The organism is Corynebacterium humireducens NBRC 106098 = DSM 45392 (genome assembly GCF_000819445.1).
Classification (GTDB): domain Bacteria; phylum Actinomycetota; class Actinomycetes; order Mycobacteriales; family Mycobacteriaceae; genus Corynebacterium; species Corynebacterium humireducens.
Genome location: NZ_CP005286.1, coordinates 2,129,770 through 2,147,382, shown reverse-complemented (window position 1 = coordinate 2,147,382; position 17,613 = coordinate 2,129,770). Strand labels below are relative to the sequence as shown.

The following is a 17,613-nucleotide window of genomic DNA, read 5'->3' as shown; positions in this document are numbered from 1 at the left end:
AGGCAATCATGTAACCTGACAAATCGCCAGGTCAAAAGGCGTTTTTGAGGCATGTCATGCACGTCTTAAAAGCATGGTTCATGATGGAATCTTGGTCAGCCTCTCCCGGAACGGTTACGCTGTCACGTATTGAGTGGGGCGCGGACGGTGCGCCCCGTACCACGGCAGAGGAATTTTCTTGAGGTTCGGTTTCATCCCGCTGCGGCGGTTCGGAGCAGGGGCGGTCGCGGCCGTACTGGTCGGCGGTCTCGTGGCGGGCTGCACGATCGAGGGGTCGTCGGCAAGCGGGACGGCGGTGGAGACGTCCGTCGCCCCGGCGCCGACGCTGGTGTCGGTGAAGGACGGGGCCCGGGACCACGATCCGACGGAGCCGGTCACCGTCACCTCGGAGGAGGGGCTGCGTTCGGTCACCATGACCAACCAGGACGGCAAGGTCGTGGAGTCGGAGCTGTCGGCGGACGGCCGGACGTGGACCACCACGGAGGTGCTCGGCTACCACCGCACGTACAAGGTCGTCGCAGAGGACCGGGCGGGGCAGAGGACGACGGTGAGCTTCTCGACGCCCGACCCGGCGTCGACAAGCGGTGTCGCCCTGGCACCTCTCGACGGCGCCGTGGTCGGCGTCGCGCAGACCATCACCATGCGTTTCGGCACTCCCATCAAGGACCGGCAGGCGGCGCAGGACGCCATCACCGTGACCACCTCGCCGCCCGTGGAGGGCGCGTTCTACTGGCTGAACAACTCCGAGCTGCGCTGGCGGCCGGCGGAGTTCTGGACCCCGGGCACGGAGGTCACCGTCGAGGCCGACCTCTACGGAAAGGATCTCGGCGGCGGCGTGTGGGGCTCGAAGGACAACGCGATGAGCTTCACCATCGGCGAGGACGTGCGCACCGTCGTCGACGACGCCACCAAGACCATGACCGTCTCCCGCAACGGTGAGGTGCTGCGCACCATCCCGGTGTCGCTGGGACGGGACACGGAACGCTGGGCCACGCCGAACGGCACGTACATCGTCGGTGACCAGCTGGAGTCGATGATCATGGACTCCATGACCTACGGCCTGGCCTACGACCAGGGCGGCTACAAGACGAAGGTCGCCTACGCCACGCAGATGTCCTGGTCGGGCATCTACGTGCACGGCGCCCCGTGGTCGGTGGGGGACCAGGGCTACCGCAACGTCTCCCACGGCTGCATCAACGTCACCGACGAGGCTGCGCAGTGGTTCCAGAACACCGTCAAGCGCGGCGACCCCGTCGTGGTGCGCAACACCGTCGGCGGGACCCTCTCCGGCTGGGACGGCCTCGGCGACTGGAACATCCCGTGGGAGAAGTGGAAGAAGGGCAACGCCGACGAGACCTCGGCCTGGTGATCACGGGGTGGGCGTGCCGCCCGTGACGCCCAGCGTCTCCCCCATGACGTAGGAGGCCTCGTCGGAGGCGAGGAACACGAACGCCCCGGCCAGCTCGGCCGGCTGCCCGGCGCGCCCCAGTGGGGTCTGCTGCCCGAAGCCCTCGATCTTCTCCGGCGGCTGCCCGTGGGAGGGCTGCAGCGGGGTCCACACCGGGCCCGGGGCGACGGCGTTGACGCGGATGCCCTCCGGGGCGAGCTGCTCGGCCAGTCCCTTCGACAGGTTGTTCATCGCGGCCTTGGTCAGGGCGTAGTCGAGCAGGTGCGGGGAGGGCTGGTACGCCTGGATGGATGAGGTGAAGATGATCGCCGCGCCGGGCTGCAGGTGCGGGATCGCCGCCTTGGTCACGCGGAAGGCGGAGTAGACGTTGGACTTCATGGTGGCGTCGAAGTCCTCGTCGGGGATGTTCTCGATGCCGTCGTGCCAGATCTGGCGGGAGGCGTTGTTCACCAGGATGTCCAGCCCGCCGAAGGCCTCGACGGTGTCGGCGACGATCTTCTCGCACTGTGCGAGTTCCTGCAGGTCACCGGGTAGCGCCAGGGCCTTCTGGCCGGCGTCCTCGATGGCCTGGATGATCTTCCGGGCGTCGGGCTCCTCCTCGGGGAGGTAGGAGATGGCGACGTCGGCACCCTCGCGGGCGTAGGCGACGGCCACGGCGGCGCCGATGCCGGAGTCGCCGCCGGTGATCAGGGCCTTCCGGCCCCGGAGGCGGCCGTGGCCCTCGTAGGTGTCGAGTCCGAGGTCGGCCTTCGGCTCCAGTTCGGCGTCGAGGCCCGGGTGGGGCTGGGTCTGCTGCGGTGGGTCGATCGTGGGGTGGAGCGAGCGGGGATCGTGAGCGTTCATGGCTCCGGTCCTTTCATTAGTGGATGTGCAATCGAGGATACGGAAAGTATCGGCCCGGGGTTTCCCGACGCCACCGGCTGGGCCCGCCCCCGCGAGTTGGTATGGTGGCGGTCACGTGACACGGGGTGCTGCCCCTGAAGAGGGCAGCTGAGAACACACCCGTCGAACCTGATCCAGTTAATGCTGGCGAAGGGAATGTCCACGAGGCGCTACCTTCGCCTTCTCACCGAGAAAGGCGTACGCATGTCCATCACCGCAACACCCATCAACGAGCAGATCGTGCTGGTCACCGGCGGAGCCCGCGGGCTCGGCAAGGCCGTCACCGAGGCGTTCCTGCGTGAGGGCGCCAAGGTCGTGATCAACTACTTCTCCTCGGCGGAGGAGGCGGAGGCGCTCGTCGAGAAGCACCCGGGGCAGGCGGTCGCCATCCAGGCGGACGTCCGTGACCGCGCGCAGATCGACGCCCTGTTCGCGCAGGCCCGCGAGGCGTTCGGCACGCCCGTGACCACCGTCGTGTCCAACGCGCTCATCGACTTCTCCTTCGACGGCGACGCCCGCCCGAAGGCCGACGAGATCACCTACGGGCGTTTCGAGAGCCAGTTCGCGGGCGCCGTCCAGGGCACCCTCAACGTCACCCAGGCCGCGCTGCCGGGCTTCGACGAGTTCGGTTCGGGCCGCGTCATCACCATCGGCACCAACCTCTTCCAGTACCCGGTCGTGCCGTACCACGACTACACCGCCGCGAAGGCCGCCCTGCTCTCCCTCACCCGCACCCTCGCCGCCGACCTGGGACCGCGCGGCGTCACCGTCAACATGCTGTCCGGCGGCCTGCTGCGCAAGACGGACGCCTCCGCCGCCACCCCGGACGAGGTCTTCGACTTCATCGCGCAGGGCACCCCGCTGCAGTCGGTGACCACCCCGGAGGAGTTCGCCGACGCGATCCTCTTCTTCGCCTCCCCGTGGGCACGCTCCATCACCGGCCAGAACCTGGTCGTCGACGGCGGCCTGGTCAAGGACTAGATCCGTGCACATCAACCTCTTCGCCTTCGCGGCGGGACACCACACCTCCGCCTGGCGTGCGGAGGACTCCTCGGTGCACCGCCTCGGTGACATCACCTACTGGGAGGAGCTCGCGCAGATCGCCGAGCGCGGCTGCCTCGACGCCTTCTTCCTCGCCGACGGCCAGTCCGCGGCGATCGGCGGCGTCGGCGGTGGCCCCGCCTGGTTCCTGGAGCCGGTGACCACGCTCACCGCCCTGGCCCGCGCCACGGAACACATCGGCCTGGTCACGACCATCTCCGCGACCTTCTGGCCCCCGTTCCACGCCGCCCGCCTCCTGGCCAGCCTCGACCACATCTCCGGTGGGCGCGCCGGGATCAACGTCGTCACCTCCATGGGCGACGACGAGGCCCGCAACCACGGCATGCCGGCCCTCCCGCCGCACGCCGAGCGCTACGCCCGCGCCGACGAGTTCATCCGCGTGGTCAACGACCTGTGGGACTCCTTCCCGGCCGACGCCGTCGTGTGCGACGAGTCCTGGGCCGACGCCTCCCGCTTGTCGACGCCCCACCACTCCGGCGACTTCTTCGACGTCGCCGGTCCGCTCAACATCCCCGCCGGCCCGCAGGGCCGCCCCGTCCTGTTCCAGGCCGGGGCCTCCGAGCCGGGGCGCGACCTGGCGGCCCGCTACGCCGAGGGCATCTACGCCGTGGCGTGGGACCTGGAGATGGCCCGCGAGTACCGCCTCGACGTCCGCCGCCGGGCACAGGAGCTGGGCCGCGACCCGGACGGGCTGATCGTCATGCCCGGCCTGGTCACCTATGTCGGCCGCACCGAGGAGGAGGCCCGCGCCAAGCAGCGCGCGCTCAACGAGCTGCTGCCCGTCGCGGACGCCCTGCGGGGGCTGGAGTACTTCATCCAGCAGGACACCTCGGAGTGGGAACTCGATGCCCCTGTGCCTCCGCTGCCGCCACTGGAGGAGTTCACCGGACCGCAGGGCCGCTACGCGACGATCCTGCGCATCATCGAGTCCCGCCAGCCCACCGTCCGTGAGCTGCTGGGCTACCTCGCCGCCGGCGGCGGGCACGCCACCTTCGTGGGCACTCCCGAGCAGATCGCCGACGAGATGCAGCGCTGGGTCGAGGAGGGCGGCGCCGACGGCTTCAACCTCATGCCGCCGTCCCTGCCCGCCGGCATCGAGGACTTCGTCGACATGGTCATCCCCGTCCTGCAGGAGCGCGGCGTGTTCCGCACCTCCTACCAGGGGACGACGCTGCGCGGGCACCTCTCGGAGTAGGGGGTCAGCCCTCGACGGCGGCCTTCATGCAGCGCATGGCGGCCAGCGTCTTGGGCACGCCGATGTACGGCATGAGGTGGACGATGGACTCGCCGACCTCCTGCCGGCTCATCCCGGCCACGTCGAGAGCCGTCTTGATGTGGCCCGTGAGCTGCGGCTCAACGCCACCCATCGCGGCCAGCGCGGCGATGTTGAGCAGCTGGCGGGTGCGCAGGTCGATGCCCTCCCGCTGGTAGGTGCCGCCGAACACGGCACCGACGACCCAGTCGGACGCGCCCGGCGCGAAGGCGTCGAGCTGCTCCTTCCAGGCCGCCGCGCCCTCCGGCGACTGGGTCTCCGCGACGAACTCGTTGCCCTTGTCCATGCTGAACGTCATGTTCTCTCCTTTGGTTGACTGGCGCCGACAGTATAGGAGATGGGCGGGGCGGGGAGCGCCCTTCGCTGGTGCGGGATCACATGGTCGGGACCAGTCCGCCAGGCGCGGTGCACGTTCGAGACCACTCCGGCCCCGACCATGTCCTCTCGACCCTGCGTGTGGGAAATGCGAAACGCCCTCCGGCACGAAGCCGGAGGGCGTTTCCCTCGGGGTGGCTGACGGGGCTCGAACCCGCGACACCCAGGATCACAACCTGGTGCTCTACCAACTGAACTACAGCCACCATCGCTGCTGTATCGCAGCGGACTACAGATTAACCCATTATCCCCGAATTACAAAAACCGCTGGTAGTGGGCGGTTGCGGCCGCCGAACACTCGGCTGCGGCGGCGGACTCCGGGCCCGGCGCGGGGACGAAGACGGAGCGTCGGTAGTAGTCGAGTTCGCGGATGGACTCCACGATGTCCGCCAGCGCGCGGTGGGCCAGTCCCTTCTCCGGCTGGTTGAAGTACGCCTTCGGGAACCAGCGGCGTGCCAGCTCCTTGATGGAGGAGACGTCGACCATGCGGTAGTGCAGGGCGGCGTCGAGACGCGGCATCTGCGCACGGAGGAACGCCCGGTCCGTGGCGATGGAGTTGCCGGCCAGCGGGGCCGGGTGCTCCGGGCTGCAGTGCTCGGCGATGAGCGCGAGCACGGCGTCCTCGGCCTCCTCCATGGTCACGGTCGAGGTGCGGATCTGCTCGGTGAGGCCGGAGGATTCGTGCATGTTGGTGACGAAATCGTCCATCTCCGCCAGTTCCTCCTCGGTGGCGTGGACGACCAGGTCGACGCCCTCGCCGATGATCTGCAGGTTCGCGTCGGTCACCAGCGCGGCGATCTCGACGATGACGTGCCTGTCAGGGTCGAGACCGGTCATCTCCAGGTCGACCCACACGAGGCGGTCATTCTTCGGTGCGACGTTCACGTCAGGCTCCCATCTTCGCGTAGAAACGGCCGATCAGCGGGGCGAGCAGCCCCGTCGGCGCCACCTTGGAGATCGCGTTCATCGCCTTGCTCAGCGGACCCGGGACGACGCGGCGCTGGTTCTTCGCCATCGCCTCGAGGGTCTCGCGGGAGCAGGACTCGTAGGTGGTCCACAGGAAATCGGGGACCACCTTGTCGACGATCGACTTCTCCTCCTCCGGCACCACCGCGTCCCGCACCGGACCCGGCGCGAGCAGCGTGCACGTCACGCCGGTGCCCTTGAGCTCGTAGTGCAGCGCCTCCGTGAAGGCGTTGACGCCGGCCTTCGTGAACACGTACGTCGCGTTGTTCGGAATCGGCACGTTGCCCGCCGCGGAACCGACGTTGCAGATCGCGCCGGAGCGTCGGGCCAGCATGCCGTCGAGAACCGCGCGCGTGAGCCGGTGCACGGCGGTGGCGTTGAGGTGGAACTGATCGACCTCATGATCCCAGTCCTGCCTGACCAGCGGGCCGAACGTGGCGATACCCGCCGAGTTGATGAGGATCGACACCTCCCGCGCATCCATGTGCTCGATGAGGCGCGAGACGTCCTCATGCTTGCTCAGGTCGGCGGCGACGACCTCGACGGTGACGCCGTGGGCGGCCTCGAGGGCGTCGGCAAGCTCGCGGAGCACCGCTTCTCGACGCGCCACCACAATCAGATTGTGGCCCATCGACGCGAGGTCACGGGCCATGGCCATGCCGATGCCCTGGCTGGCGCCGGTCACGACCGCGAAAGATTCCGGGCTGGGGGAGGGGAGAGTCATGGGACCCAGGCTAATCGACGCCCCACCGTCCCCGCCCCCGACCTGATGTCAGACCACCGCACCGAACCACATATTCTGGCACTCATGAATGCCGTGCTGATCGCCGTGCTGGTAATGCTCATACTGTCCGTCGTCAGGGTCCATGTGGTTCTGGCTCTGTTCATCGGTGCCATCGTGGGTGGCCTGCTGGGTGGGCTGGGCCTGGACGGGACGATGCTCGCCTTCCAGGAGGGGTTGTCCGGGGGTGCGCAGATCGCGTTGTCCTATGCGTTGCTCGGTGCCTTCGCCATGGCGGTGGCGAGTTCGGGGCTGCCGAATCTGCTGGCGAACTGGCTGATCGGGAAGTTGGGCGTCGACAGCACCTCCGCGAAGACCCGCACGATCATGTGGACGAAGTGGGGTATGGTCGCCGGCATCCTGGCGATGGCGGTCATGTCGCAGAACCTCATCCCGGTGCACATCGCGTTCATCCCGCTGATCATCCCGCCGCTGCTGGCGGTGTTCAACCGTCTGCGGATCGATCGTCGTCTCGTCGCCGTCGTCATGACGTTCGGCCTGGTCACCACCTACATGTGGATCCCGATCGGCTTCGGAAACATCTTCCTCAACGACATTCTGCTGGGCAACATCGAGCGCGCCGGCCTGGACACCAGCGGCATCAACATCGTGACCACCATGTCCCTGCCGGCGTCCGGCATGATCGTCGGTCTGCTCATCGCGGTGCTCTTCACTTACCGACGCCCCCGTGACTACGCCGACCGCCCCATCACCGTCGGCACCGGCGTGGAGGACGAGCCGATCTCCCGTTACCGCGTGGTGGTGGCGCTCATCGCGATCGTCGCGACGTTCGCCATCCAGGTCGTCATGCAGGCCGGTGGTTCGGAGGCGAACTCGCTGCTCGTCGGTTCGCTCACGGGTCTGGCGATCTTCCTCGCGACGGGTGCGGTGAAGTGGGGGCAGGCCGACGACATCTTCACCTCCGGCATGAAGATGATGGCGCTGATCGGCTTCATCATGATCACCGCCCAGGGCTTCGCCGCGGTGATGTCCGCCACCGGCGAGGTGGAGTCCCTCGTCGTGGCGGCCGCCGACCTGTTCGCGGGCTCGAAGCCGGCGGCGGCGTTGGCGATGCTGGTCGTCGGCCTCATCGTCACCATGGGCATCGGCTCCAGCTTCTCGACGCTCCCCATCATCGCCACCATCTTCGTCCCCCTGTGCCTGACGATGGGTTTCTCGCCGGTCGCGACGGTGGCGATCATCGGCACGGCCGGCGCCCTCGGTGACGCGGGTTCCCCGGCCTCGGACTCGACGCTGGGTCCGACCTCCGGTCTCAACGCGGACGGGCAGCACGACCATATCCGGGACTCGGTGATCCCGACGTTCCTCCACTTCAACATCCCGCTGCTCATCGCCGGCTGGGCGGCGGCGATGGTGCTGTAACCACCCCGGGGAGGTCGATCGCCGGTGAACATCGCCCGTCCCGGCGGCCGGGATCGGTGATGTTCACCGGCGATCGACACCGGGAGGTGAGAAGCGCCCCCGGCAGGATTCGAACCCGCGACCAATCGGGTAGAAGCCGACTGCTCTAATCCACTGAGCTACGGAGGCATGCGTGCTAGATCTTAACGCACCGACCTGCCCAGGAAGAAAAGTTCCCAGGTAGTGAGCAGTTTCACGTGCCGGGTCTCCGGCTATGCCTGCCACGGGAAGCGGATTAGGGTAGAGCGCATGTCAGCACCGCAGGTCAGGGAAGAAACCACGCAGGCGTCGAGAAGCACGGCGAGGGTGAGGCCCACGTGGCCGCTCTACCTCCTGTTCTTCGCCGTCGCCGGACTGGTGGGCGCGACGATCTCCTTCGAGTTCCTCACGGAGTCGCTCGTGGCGCTGGGCATCCCCGATCCGGGGCCGGTGACCACCTGGGGTCTGCCGTTCACCCGCGCGGTGGGCTGGATGCTGGCGGCGCTGGCCGTCGGTTCGTTCATGTTCTCGGCGTTCTACATCTCGCCGAAGGTGCCGGACAACGACAACTCACGCCTCGTCGAGGCGCCGCTGAGCGTCGACGGTGACATCGCGGCGCGGACGGGTGCGGTGGCGACGCTGTGCTTCGGTCTCATCGCCACGGTCCAGATCCCGCTGGTGCTCTCCGACGTGTCGGGCACGCCGTTCCGGAACGCGCTGGCACTGGACATGTGGGGTGTGGCCGTGAGCCAGGTGGCGACGGCGCTGGCGTGGTCCGTGGTGGCGGTCGTCTGTCTCATCGTCGGTGTGTCGGGGCTGATCTTCCGCAGGTGGATCGCGCAGCCGCTGCTGCTCATCGGTGCGATTCTCACGATCGTGCCGCTGGGCATGGAGGGCCACGCGGCGGCCGGTGGTGCGCACGACTACGGCACGAACTCCTACCTGTGGCACCTGGTGGGCATGATCCTGTGGGTCGGTGGCCTCATGGCGCTCATCGCGCACGGGCGGCGTCTCGGCCCGGACATGGAGCGGGGGCTGCGCCGCTACTCGACGGTCGCCCTGTTCTCCATCCTCGTGATGATCGTCTCCGGCCTCATCAACGCCGCGGTGCGCGTCGAGTGGGAGGACTGGTTCACCACGACCTACGGCTGGATCCTGGTGACCAAGACCGTCGGCCTGGTGGTGCTCGGTTTCCTCGGTTTCGTGCACCGGATGATCACGATCCCGCAGATCAACCGTCAGCCGAAGCTGTTCCTGTGGTTCGCCGTCGGGGAGGCGATCATCATGGCGGCGGTCACCGGCGTGGCCATCACCATGGGCCGCACCCCGCCGCCCCCGCCGCGTGACCCGAACCTCACGCAGATGGCCATCCAGATGGGTTACGACCTCTACGAGAAGCCGACCCTGAGCAACGTCTTCACGATGTGGCGTTTCGACGTGATGTTCGGCGCCATCGCGATCCTCATCACCGGTGGGTACCTGTACGGCCTGTGGCGCGTCCACCGCCGCGGTGGCTCCTGGAACCACCTGCGCACCGCGATGTGGCTGGTGGGCACGGGCAGCCTGTTCGTCACCACGAGCTCCGGCCTGGGCATGAACATGCCGGCCACCTACTCGATGCACATGATCGTGCACATGACCCTGTCGATGGTGGTGCCGCTGTTCCTCGCGCTCGGCGCGCCGCTGTCGCTCATCATGGCCGCCTACGAGCCGGGTGAGCCGGGCAAGCCGACGGCGCATGACTGGGCGTTGGCGATCACGAAGGCGCCGCTGCTGCGGTTCATCATGCATCCGCTGGTGAACACGGTGCAGTTCCTGGTGGTCTTCTACGTCCTGTACATGTTCATCCCGCTGTATGAGCTGGCGATCTCCGAGCACGCCGGCCACCTGGCGATGAACTGGGCGTTCCTCATCTCCGGCTACCTGTACTTCTGGGAGCTGGTGGGCCCGGACCCGGTGCCGGTGAAGCGTCCGACGGCGATCCGTCTGGCGTGGCTGGTCGGCTCCATGCCGTTCCACCTCTTCGCCGGCATCTACCTCATGCAGCTGACCACGGTCATGGGTGAGGAGTTCTACACCACCCTGGGCCTGCCCTGGGAGCTCAACCTCCTCGAGGACCAGAAGGTCGGCGGCGGCATCGGCTGGGCCTCCGGTTCCTTCCCGATGGGCCTGGTGTTCCTGCTGCTGTTCATCGGCTGGCGCCGTGAGGACCGCGCGACCGAGGTCGCCTACGAGAAGCGCGTCGAGTCCGGCGAGGACCATGACTGGGAGTCCTACAACGAGATGCTCGCCCGCATGGCCGCCGGTGGTTCCGCCCGCGAGGAGTTCGAGGAGAAGGAGTTCCGCCGCGCACAGGAGGACGCCCCCGCGGAGACCCCCGTCGAGGACGCCGGGCCGGTACTCGATCTGCGGGCGCGCCGCAAGCGCTAGACTCCGCGGCGCACCCGTGCCTGTGGATGGAGGGGGTCTGTCCACAGGCGTGACGACGCCCGCTTGTCGTCCCTCCCGGTCCCTGCCAGGGTGCGAGGTGTCAGCACGACACCACACCCGAGGGGGACTCACCATGGCTCAGACCACGTCAACCATCATCGGCAACCTCACCGAGGAACCGGTGCTCCACCACTTCGAGAAGACCGGCAACTACAAGGCGCGCGTCCGCGTCGCTTCCTCCCGGCGGGTCCGGGACAAGGAGCGGCCCGACACCTGGAACGACGTCGACCCGCTCTACATCTACCTCGAGATGTGGGGGCCACTGGCCCTCAACGCCAAGAAGTCCCTCAGCCGCGGCATGCCGGTCATCGCGCACGGCACGTTCGTCACCGCGGAGTGGGACGACAGGGAGGGGAAGAAGCAGCAGATGGTCCTGCTGCGCTGCTACTCCCTCGGACTCGACCTCAACCGCTACGTCATCGCCTCGCAGCGCATCGAGACCGCGGAGAAGAACCTCATCGGCGCGGCCCTGCCGGCGGACGTGGACCCGCAGAGCCTGTGCGACAAGGTGCACAGGGACAACGGCGAGCCGGACGTGGGGACGGTGGCCACGGCGACGTCGGAAAGCGGGGAGGGAGACACCGCGCCGCCGTTCTGATCTCCGGGCGGCGGCACCGGTCACACGGTTCCCGCAGGACATGGCCGGTCATGTACCCTGTGGAGTGTCTTTACCGCACTAGCAACATAGGGGAGAAATGGCCGAGTTCATCTACACGATGAAGAATGTGCGAAGGGTCGTCGGCGACAAGGTCATCCTTGACAACGTCACGATGGCCTTTTACCCGGGCGCCAAGATCGGCGTCGTCGGACCCAACGGTGCCGGCAAGTCCTCCGTCCTCAAGGTGATGGCCGGCATCGACCAGCCCTCCAACGGCGAGGCGTTCCTGGATCCGGGTGCCACCGTCGGCATCCTGCTGCAGGAGCCGCCGCTCAACGAGGAGAAGACCGTCCGCGAGAACGTGGAGGAGGGTCTGGGCGAGATCTTCCAGAAGAAGCAGCGCTTCGAGGAGATCGCCGAGGAGATGGCGACGAACTACACCGACGAGCTCATGGAGGAGATGGGTCGCCTCCAGGAGGAGCTCGACGCCGCCGACGCGTGGGAGGTCGACTCCAAGATCGAGCAGGCGATGGAGGCTCTGCGCTGCCCGCCGTCCGACTCCCCGGTGACCAACCTCTCCGGTGGTGAGCGTCGTCGCGTCGCCCTGGCCAAGCTGCTGCTGTCCGAGCCGGACCTGCTGCTGCTCGACGAGCCCACCAACCACCTGGACGCCGAGTCCGTCCTGTGGCTGGAGAAGCACCTCGCCGACTACAAGGGCGCCGTCCTGGCCGTCACCCACGACCGTTACTTCCTCGACCACGTCGCGGAGTGGATCTGTGAGGTCGACCGCGGCAAGCTGCACCCCTACGAGGGCAACTACTCCACCTACCTGGAGAAGAAGGCGGAGCGCCTCGAGGTCGCCGGCAAGAAGGACCAGAAGCTGCAGAAGCGCCTGAAGGACGAGCTGGCGTGGGTCCGCTCCTCCCCGAAGGCCCGTCAGGCCAAGAACAAGGCCCGTCTGGAGCGCTACGAGGAGATGGCCGCCGAGGCCGAGAAGTACAGGAAGCTGGACTTCGAGGAGATCCAGATCCCGACCCCGCCGCGCCTGGGCAACAAGGTCGTCGAGGTCAAGGACCTGCAGAAGGGCTTCGACGGCCGCGTCCTGATCAAGGACCTGTCGTTCACCCTGCCGCGTAACGGCATCGTCGGCGTCATCGGCCCGAACGGTGTGGGTAAGACTACCCTGTTCAAGACCATCGTCGGTCTGGAGCAGCCGGACGCCGGCACCGTCGAGGTCGGCGAGACCGTCAAGCTGTCCTACGTCGACCAGGGCCGTGAGAACATCGACCCGGAGGAGACCGTGTGGCAGGTCGTCTCGGGCGGCCTGGACTACATCAAGGTCGGCCAGAACGAGATGCCGTCCCGCGCGTACCTGTCCGCCTTCGGTTTCAAGGGCCCGGACCAGCAGAAGCCGTCCAAGGTCCTGTCCGGTGGTGAGCGCAACCGCCTCAACCTGGCGCTGACCCTCAAGCAGGGCGGCAACCTGCTGCTCCTCGATGAGCCGACGAACGACCTCGACGTCGAGACCCTCGGTTCCCTCGAGAACGCGCTCGTGCAGTTCCCGGGCTGCGCCGTGGTCATCTCCCACGACCGTTGGTTCCTGGACCGCACCTGTACCCACATCCTCGCCTGGGAGGGCAACATCGAGGAGGGCAAGTGGTTCTGGTTCGAGGGCAACTTCGGTGACTACGAGAAGAACAAGGTCGAGCGCCTCGGCGCGGAGGCCGCACGTCCGTCGCGCGTCACCCACCGTCGCCTGACCCGCTAACACGACTTTTGGGCGAGGCCCGCACTCCATCCGGGGTGCGGGCCTTCGGCGTTCCCGGGGTGCGGGCCGGGGCTGGTCTGGGTTGAGGGGCGAGGGGGGCGGGACGTGACAAAAGGCGCGATCTCAACTACGCGATCACTCATCCATGACGCTTATTATGCACATAGTGGCGATAGAAGGCGCGATCGCGTAGTTGAGATCGCGCCGTTCGGCCAACCAGGCCAGCCGGGCCAACCGGGAGGGCCGGGGGCCGGGGGGTCGGACCCCACTAACCGGTCCCCCGTGACGCCTAATCCATCTGCAGGACGGTGCGCAGCTCGGCGAAGAGCTCGGGACGGACCCGGTGAGTGACGGTCCGGCCTTCCCGGATCCTCTCCAGCAGCCCCGCCTCGGTCAGTTTCTTCAGGTGGTGGGAGACCGTCGGCTGGCTCAACCCGATGAGGTCCGTCAGCTCGTTGACGCTGACCGGGCCGCAGCCCCCGGCAGCCAACTGGGAGAGGATCTGCAGCCGGGCGGGCTCGGCGAGCACCTTGAACAGCGCGGCATAGCGGTTGGCCTCGTCGTCGGTGAGCGGGTCGGTGCCGAGCGAGCAGCATGCGGAGAGGTCGGCCAGGGGGAGAATCTGCACGGCGGTCATGTAGGCCAGCATATATTGACGGATGTCGATAAGGGAAGTACTTTAGGTATTGATAATCGTCAATACCTTGAAAGGTGTCGCATGACTGCACCAGTCAGACCCCCTCGTATGTCCTTCCTCGACAAGTATCTCCCGGTATGGATCATCCTCGCCATGGCCGCCGGCCTTATTATCGGACGCACTGTCCCCGGGATCGGCGACGCCCTTGGTGCGTTGGAGGTCGGCGGCATCTCGCTGCCGATCGCCCTCGGCCTGCTGGTGATGATGTACCCACCCCTGGCCAAGGTCCGCTACGACAAGACCCGCGAGATCACCGCCGACAAACGCCTGATGGCTGTCTCCCTGATCCTCAACTGGATCGTCGGCCCGGCCCTGATGTTCGCCCTGGCCTGGATCTTCCTGCCCGATGAGCCGGAGCTGCGCACCGGCCTGATCATCGTCGGACTGGCCAGGTGCATCGCCATGGTGCTCGTCTGGTCCGACCTGTCCTGCGGCGACCGCGAGGCCACCGCCGTGCTCGTGGCCATCAACTCCGTCTTCCAGGTCCTCATGTTCGGCGTCCTGGGCTGGTTCTACCTGCAGGTCCTGCCTTCCTGGCTGGGCCTGGAGACGACCTCCGCGGAGTTCTCCTTCTGGTCCATCGTCACCTCCGTCCTCGTATTCCTGGGTATCCCGCTGCTGGCAGGTGTGCTGTCCCGGGTGATCGGCGAGAAGGTCAAGGGCCGGCGCTGGTACGAGTCGAAGTTCATCCCCGCGATCTCGCCGCTGGCGCTGATCGGTCTGCTCTACACCATCGTGCTGCTCTTCTCCCTGCAGGGTGAGCAGATCACCTCCCAGCCCTGGACCGTGGCACGGGTGGCGATCCCGCTGCTGGCCTACTTCGTCGGCATGTTCGCCATCGCACTGTTCGCCTCGAAGGCGTCCGGGATGGGCTACGCCCAGTCCGCGTCGGTGTCCTTCACCGCCGCGGGCAACAACTTCGAACTCGCCATCGCCGTATCCATCGGCACCTTCGGCGCCACCTCCGCCCAGGCGCTGGCCGGCACCATCGGCCCGCTCATCGAGATCCCCGTGCTCGTCGGCCTCGTCTACGTCATGCTGTGGGTGGGACCGAAGCTCTTCCCGAACGATCCCACCCTGCCGACCGGCAGGACGCCTTCCACCAACCACACCACTGCAAAGGAAACCGTCGCATCATGACCACCACACCTTCCGTCCTGTTCGTCTGCGTCGGCAACGGCGGCAAGTCCCAGATGGCCGCCGCACTCGCCGCCAAGCACGCCGGCGACCGCCTGGAGATCCACTCCGCCGGCACGAAGCCGGGCAGCAAGCTCAACGCCCAGTCCGTCGAAGCCATCGCCGAGGTCGGCGCGGACATGTCCCAGGGGACGCCGAAGGGCATCGACCCCGAGCTGCTGCGCGGGGTCGACCGCACCGTCATCCTCGGCGCCGACGCAGAGCTTGAGCTGCCCGCGGACGCGCGCGGAACGCTGGAGCGCTGGGTGACCGACGAGCCGTCGGAACGCGGCATCGAGGGCGTCGAGCGCATGCGCCTGGTGCGCGACGACATCGACGCCCGCGTCCAGCAGCTCGTCGCGGAACTCGCGGGCTGAGCCGTGGCCGCCACCGGAAACGACCGGCCCAGCGTCCTGTTCGTCTGCGTGCACAACGCGGGCCGCTCCCAGATGGCCGCCGCCTACCTGCAGGAGCTGTCCGGCGGGAAGGTGTCGGTGCTCTCGGCCGGCTCCGAACCCGGTGACCGGCTCAATCCGGCCGCGGTGGCCGTCATGGCGGAGGAGGGCATCGACCTGACGCAGGCCTCCCCGAAGGTGCTCACCACCGAGGCGGTCCAGGCCTCCGACGTGGTCATCACCATGGGCTGCGGAGACACCTGTCCCATCTTCCCCGGCAAACGCTACGAGGACTGGCAGCTCGAGGATCCGGCCGGAAAGGACCTCGAAGTCGTCCGCGGCATCCGCGACGACATTAAGGGCCGCGTCACCGTTCTGCTCGCTGAACTGATCCCCTGACCACCCCACCCACCGTCACCTACATGCTCCAGGAAAGGCACGGCATGTCCACCGAAGCTTCTGCGCTGCACACCAACCTCCTCAAGCGGATCACCGGCAACCTCACCGACACCTACCGGGGAGTTTTCTCCGCCGAGACCATCGAACGCTACGTCTACGAGTCCTACACGGCACTGGCCCGCACGGCCAAGGTCCAGACCTACCTTCCGGTCCTCGCGGAGCGCTTCGCCAAGGACCGCCTGCGGGCGCTGGCCCAGGCGGAGGGCAAGATCGCCTCCGTGGTGCCGCAGGTACTGTTCGTCTGCGTCCATAACGCCGGACGCTCCCAGATCGCCGCCGCCCTGCTGAAGCATTACGCCGGCGACGGCGTGGAGGTGCGTTCCGCAGGTTCCACCCCCGGCGACGAGATCTCCCCGATGGCGGTCGAGGTCCTCCGGGACCGCGGACTCGACCTCACCGGCGCCTACCCGAAGCCGCTGACCGACGACGTGGTGCGGGCAGCCGACTACGTCATCACGATGGGCTGCGGCGACGTCTGCCCGATCTACCCCGGCAAGCACTACCTGGACTGGGATCTGGCAGATCCGGCCGACCAGAGCCGCGAGCAGGTGGAGGCCATCGTCGATGAGATCGACGAGCGCGTGAAGAGTCTCTGGCAGACCGTCCGTTAGAAGATGCTCAATCAGCGGGGGAGCGGGCCGGATCAGCCGGCCCGCTCCTTCGTTTTCCCGGTGTCTCCCGGCGGAGCGGCGCAGCCCGAGGCCCACCTGCCGGCGATCCGGTATAGATTGGACGGGAGCAATCCGCGCACACCGTGATCAACTCCGTGATTAATCCCGCGAGCAACACCTGAAGAGGAACAGCCCCCACATGAACGCCGACCAGAACTCCGCCCTGCATGTGACGACCGTGCCGGTCCGTTGGTCCGATTTCGACCGCTACGGCCACATCATGAACGCGAACTACATCGAGGTCGCCCAGGAGGCGCGCCTGCAGTTCGCCGAGGAGGAGTTCACGGCCCGCGGCCACGACTTCGCCGTCTTCGTCCGCCACCTGGACGTCGATTACCTGCGCCCGGTCATGCCGGACACCACGGAGCTGCTCATCGAGACGCAGGTCGTCGAGATCGGCAACACCTCCTTCACCACCCGCCAGGAGATCAAGGACCGGCAGGGCCGCATCGCCTGCATCGTCGAGTGCGTCCAGGTGGCCATCGACCTCAACACCGAGCGCCCGCGTTCCATCACCGAACTCGAGATGAAGATCCTCACCCGCGCCGAGGATCTCGACCAGCTCGAGGCCGGCGACTCCGACAAGTGATGCAGGAGTCCCTGCGGATCCTCGACGGCGCGGCCGGTCTGCAGTCACTCATCGGCCGGGCCACCGACCTCGACGCCTCCGCCTCCGTGCGTTTCCGCCAGCTGGGTGACTGGGTCGACGTCTTCGTCACCACGCCCTTCCAGGTCATCGCCTCCCGCCGCGTCCAGGGGGAGGTCTCGCGCGACGGGGCGGTCGTCTCCGCGGTGGAGCTTCTCGACGCCCTCCGGGCCGGCACCTCCACCATTGGTCCGGCCCGCGACCCGAACTGGCCCGGCGCGCTGCCCCCGGCCACCGGTTTCCAGCTGCTCGACGAGATCCCCGTCGACGTTGTCCGCGACCTGGCGGACAAGGGGCAGGCCCTCGCGCGGCAGTTCTCCGGCCCCCTCGGCCCGCCCGCCAGCCTGCTGGACCAGACGGTCCTGACGGTCACCGGCGAGGCCGGCACCGCGGAGATCCCCATGCGCACGATCTTCACGTGCACGTCGCTGGGGCTCATCCCCGGTTTCGCCGCACCCCTCGATATCCCCCGTCACCTGCGGGTGTCGATGGTGGGGCGCTGGGTGCGTGTCGACGCCCCCTTCGGCACCGTCTACCGCTCCAGCACGCTGTCCCTGTTCTAGGG

At 67.5% G+C, this 17,613-nt stretch carries 18 protein-coding genes, 2 tRNA genes and 1 riboswitch; of the genes, 13 read left to right on the top strand and 7 right to left on the bottom strand.

Going from position 1 to position 17,613, the window contains the following annotated elements; genetic code table 11:
- Positions 1 to 178 precede the first annotated feature (178 nt).
- Complete coding sequence (locus B842_RS10585; RefSeq protein ID WP_245631338.1) at positions 179 to 1,369, top strand: L,D-transpeptidase; 1,191 nt, start codon at positions 179 to 181, stop codon at positions 1,367 to 1,369.
- Here the strand turns inward: B842_RS10585 and B842_RS10580 are convergent, their stop codons facing one another.
- Positions 1,370 to 2,251: an SDR family oxidoreductase gene (locus B842_RS10580; RefSeq protein WP_040086592.1), complete on the bottom strand. Its 882-nt coding sequence runs from the start codon at positions 2,249 to 2,251 to the stop codon at positions 1,370 to 1,372. It abuts the gene before it with no gap.
- A gap of 111 nt (positions 2,252 to 2,362) precedes the next feature.
- A riboswitch (TPP riboswitch) is annotated at positions 2,363 to 2,464 on the top strand.
- 30 nt (positions 2,465 to 2,494) lie between these two features.
- Between B842_RS10580 and B842_RS10575 the strand changes: the two genes are divergently transcribed.
- Both B842_RS10575 and B842_RS10570 read left to right on the top strand, forming a co-directional pair.
- Complete coding sequence (locus B842_RS10575; protein ID WP_040086591.1) at positions 2,495 to 3,271, top strand: 3-oxoacyl-ACP reductase; 777 nt, start codon at positions 2,495 to 2,497, stop codon at positions 3,269 to 3,271.
- A gap of 4 nt (positions 3,272 to 3,275) precedes the next feature.
- Positions 3,276 to 4,547 carry an LLM class flavin-dependent oxidoreductase gene (locus tag B842_RS10570; RefSeq protein ID WP_040086590.1) on the top strand — a complete coding sequence of 424 codons (1,272 nt, stop codon included), beginning with the start codon at positions 3,276 to 3,278 and terminating at the stop codon, positions 4,545 to 4,547.
- 4 nt (positions 4,548 to 4,551) lie between these two features.
- On the opposite strand, the gene B842_RS10565 is transcribed toward B842_RS10570, so the two are convergent.
- From B842_RS10565 to cmrA, 4 genes are all read right to left on the bottom strand, one after another.
- The gene (locus B842_RS10565) at positions 4,552 to 4,923 is read right to left on the bottom strand and encodes a carboxymuconolactone decarboxylase family protein (protein WP_040086589.1); all 372 of its coding nucleotides are present in this window, start codon (positions 4,921 to 4,923) and stop codon (positions 4,552 to 4,554) included.
- 210 nt (positions 4,924 to 5,133) lie between these two features.
- Positions 5,134 to 5,206, bottom strand: a tRNA-His gene (locus B842_RS10560).
- Between the two features lie 49 nt (positions 5,207 to 5,255).
- Entirely contained in the window at positions 5,256 to 5,885 is a 630-nt protein-coding gene (gene orn, locus B842_RS10555) for an oligoribonuclease (RefSeq protein ID WP_040086588.1), read from the bottom strand.
- A 1-nt stretch (position 5,886) separates the two neighbouring features.
- Entirely contained in the window at positions 5,887 to 6,690 is an 804-nt protein-coding gene (gene cmrA, locus B842_RS10550) for a mycolate reductase (RefSeq protein WP_082028438.1), read from the bottom strand.
- Positions 6,691 to 6,774: 84 nt separating this feature from the next.
- Between cmrA and B842_RS10545 the strand changes: the two genes are divergently transcribed.
- On the top strand, positions 6,775 to 8,130 hold the full coding sequence (locus tag B842_RS10545; RefSeq protein ID WP_040086586.1) for a Na+/H+ antiporter family protein: 1,356 nt from the start codon (positions 6,775 to 6,777) through the stop codon (positions 8,128 to 8,130).
- A 94-nt stretch (positions 8,131 to 8,224) separates the two neighbouring features.
- Here the strand turns inward: B842_RS10545 and B842_RS10540 are convergent.
- A tRNA-Arg gene (locus B842_RS10540) sits at positions 8,225 to 8,298 on the bottom strand.
- A gap of 120 nt (positions 8,299 to 8,418) precedes the next feature.
- On the opposite strand from B842_RS10540, the gene B842_RS10535 reads away from it, so the two are divergent.
- The 3 genes from B842_RS10535 to ettA all read left to right on the top strand — a co-directional run bounded on the left by B842_RS10535 (position 8,419) and on the right by ettA (position 13,004).
- A complete protein-coding gene (locus B842_RS10535) occupies positions 8,419 to 10,578 on the top strand; it encodes a bifunctional copper resistance protein CopD/cytochrome c oxidase assembly protein (RefSeq protein WP_082028437.1) in 2,160 nt (719 codons plus the stop codon).
- A 133-nt stretch (positions 10,579 to 10,711) separates the two neighbouring features.
- On the top strand, positions 10,712 to 11,236 hold the full coding sequence (locus B842_RS13865) for a single-stranded DNA-binding protein (RefSeq protein ID WP_052437891.1): 525 nt from the start codon (positions 10,712 to 10,714) through the stop codon (positions 11,234 to 11,236).
- A 97-nt stretch (positions 11,237 to 11,333) separates the two neighbouring features.
- Entirely contained in the window at positions 11,334 to 13,004 is a 1,671-nt protein-coding gene (gene ettA / locus B842_RS10525) for an energy-dependent translational throttle protein EttA (RefSeq protein WP_040086585.1), read from the top strand.
- 289 nt (positions 13,005 to 13,293) lie between these two features.
- On the opposite strand, the gene B842_RS10520 is transcribed toward ettA, so the two are convergent.
- Positions 13,294 to 13,641, bottom strand: a complete 348-nt coding sequence (locus B842_RS10520; protein WP_040087615.1) for an ArsR/SmtB family transcription factor — start codon at positions 13,639 to 13,641, stop codon at positions 13,294 to 13,296.
- Positions 13,642 to 13,722: 81 nt separating this feature from the next.
- Between B842_RS10520 and arsB the strand changes: the two genes are divergently transcribed.
- The 6 genes from arsB to B842_RS10490 all read left to right on the top strand — a co-directional run bounded on the left by arsB (position 13,723) and on the right by B842_RS10490 (position 17,611).
- A complete protein-coding gene (arsB, locus tag B842_RS10515) occupies positions 13,723 to 14,841 on the top strand; it encodes an ACR3 family arsenite efflux transporter (protein ID WP_040086584.1) in 1,119 nt (372 codons plus the stop codon).
- Complete coding sequence (locus B842_RS10510) at positions 14,838 to 15,254, top strand: arsenate-mycothiol transferase ArsC (protein WP_040086583.1); 417 nt, start codon at positions 14,838 to 14,840, stop codon at positions 15,252 to 15,254. The genes arsB and B842_RS10510 overlap by 4 nt, the downstream gene beginning before the upstream one ends.
- Positions 15,255 to 15,257: 3 nt before the next feature.
- On the top strand, positions 15,258 to 15,671 hold the full coding sequence (locus B842_RS10505) for an arsenate reductase ArsC (protein ID WP_040086576.1): 414 nt from the start codon (positions 15,258 to 15,260) through the stop codon (positions 15,669 to 15,671).
- Between the two features lie 44 nt (positions 15,672 to 15,715).
- Positions 15,716 to 16,342: an arsenate reductase ArsC gene (locus B842_RS10500; protein WP_040086575.1), complete on the top strand. Its 627-nt coding sequence runs from the start codon at positions 15,716 to 15,718 to the stop codon at positions 16,340 to 16,342.
- Between the two features lie 199 nt (positions 16,343 to 16,541).
- Positions 16,542 to 16,991: an acyl-CoA thioesterase gene (locus tag B842_RS10495; RefSeq protein ID WP_040086574.1), complete on the top strand. Its 450-nt coding sequence runs from the start codon at positions 16,542 to 16,544 to the stop codon at positions 16,989 to 16,991.
- On the top strand, positions 16,988 to 17,611 hold the full coding sequence (locus B842_RS10490; RefSeq protein WP_211257055.1) for a DUF8185 domain-containing protein: 624 nt from the start codon (positions 16,988 to 16,990) through the stop codon (positions 17,609 to 17,611). Before B842_RS10495 ends, B842_RS10490 begins: the two co-directional genes overlap by 4 nt.
- The last annotated feature ends 2 nt before the right edge of the window (positions 17,612 to 17,613 follow it).

Coding starts and splice junctions, on each gene's coding strand:
- B842_RS10580 (WP_040086592.1), bottom strand. CDS start 2,251: ATGAACGCTCACGATCCCCGCTCGCTCCACCCCACGATCGACCCACCG.
- B842_RS10575 (WP_040086591.1), top strand. CDS start 2,495: ATGTCCATCACCGCAACACCCATCAACGAGCAGATCGTGCTGGTCACC.
- B842_RS10565 (WP_040086589.1), bottom strand. CDS start 4,923: ATGACGTTCAGCATGGACAAGGGCAACGAGTTCGTCGCGGAGACCCAG.
- cmrA (WP_082028438.1), bottom strand. CDS start 6,690: ATGACTCTCCCCTCCCCCAGCCCGGAATCTTTCGCGGTCGTGACCGGC.
- B842_RS10545 (WP_040086586.1), top strand. CDS start 6,775: ATGAATGCCGTGCTGATCGCCGTGCTGGTAATGCTCATACTGTCCGTC.
- B842_RS10535 (WP_082028437.1), top strand. CDS start 8,419: ATGTCAGCACCGCAGGTCAGGGAAGAAACCACGCAGGCGTCGAGAAGC.
- B842_RS13865 (WP_052437891.1), top strand. CDS start 10,712: ATGGCTCAGACCACGTCAACCATCATCGGCAACCTCACCGAGGAACCG.
- ettA (WP_040086585.1), top strand. CDS start 11,334: ATGGCCGAGTTCATCTACACGATGAAGAATGTGCGAAGGGTCGTCGGC.
- B842_RS10520 (WP_040087615.1), bottom strand. CDS start 13,641: ATGACCGCCGTGCAGATTCTCCCCCTGGCCGACCTCTCCGCATGCTGC.
- arsB (WP_040086584.1), top strand. CDS start 13,723: ATGACTGCACCAGTCAGACCCCCTCGTATGTCCTTCCTCGACAAGTAT.
- B842_RS10510 (WP_040086583.1), top strand. CDS start 14,838: ATGACCACCACACCTTCCGTCCTGTTCGTCTGCGTCGGCAACGGCGGC.
- B842_RS10500 (WP_040086575.1), top strand. CDS start 15,716: ATGTCCACCGAAGCTTCTGCGCTGCACACCAACCTCCTCAAGCGGATC.
- B842_RS10495 (WP_040086574.1), top strand. CDS start 16,542: ATGAACGCCGACCAGAACTCCGCCCTGCATGTGACGACCGTGCCGGTC.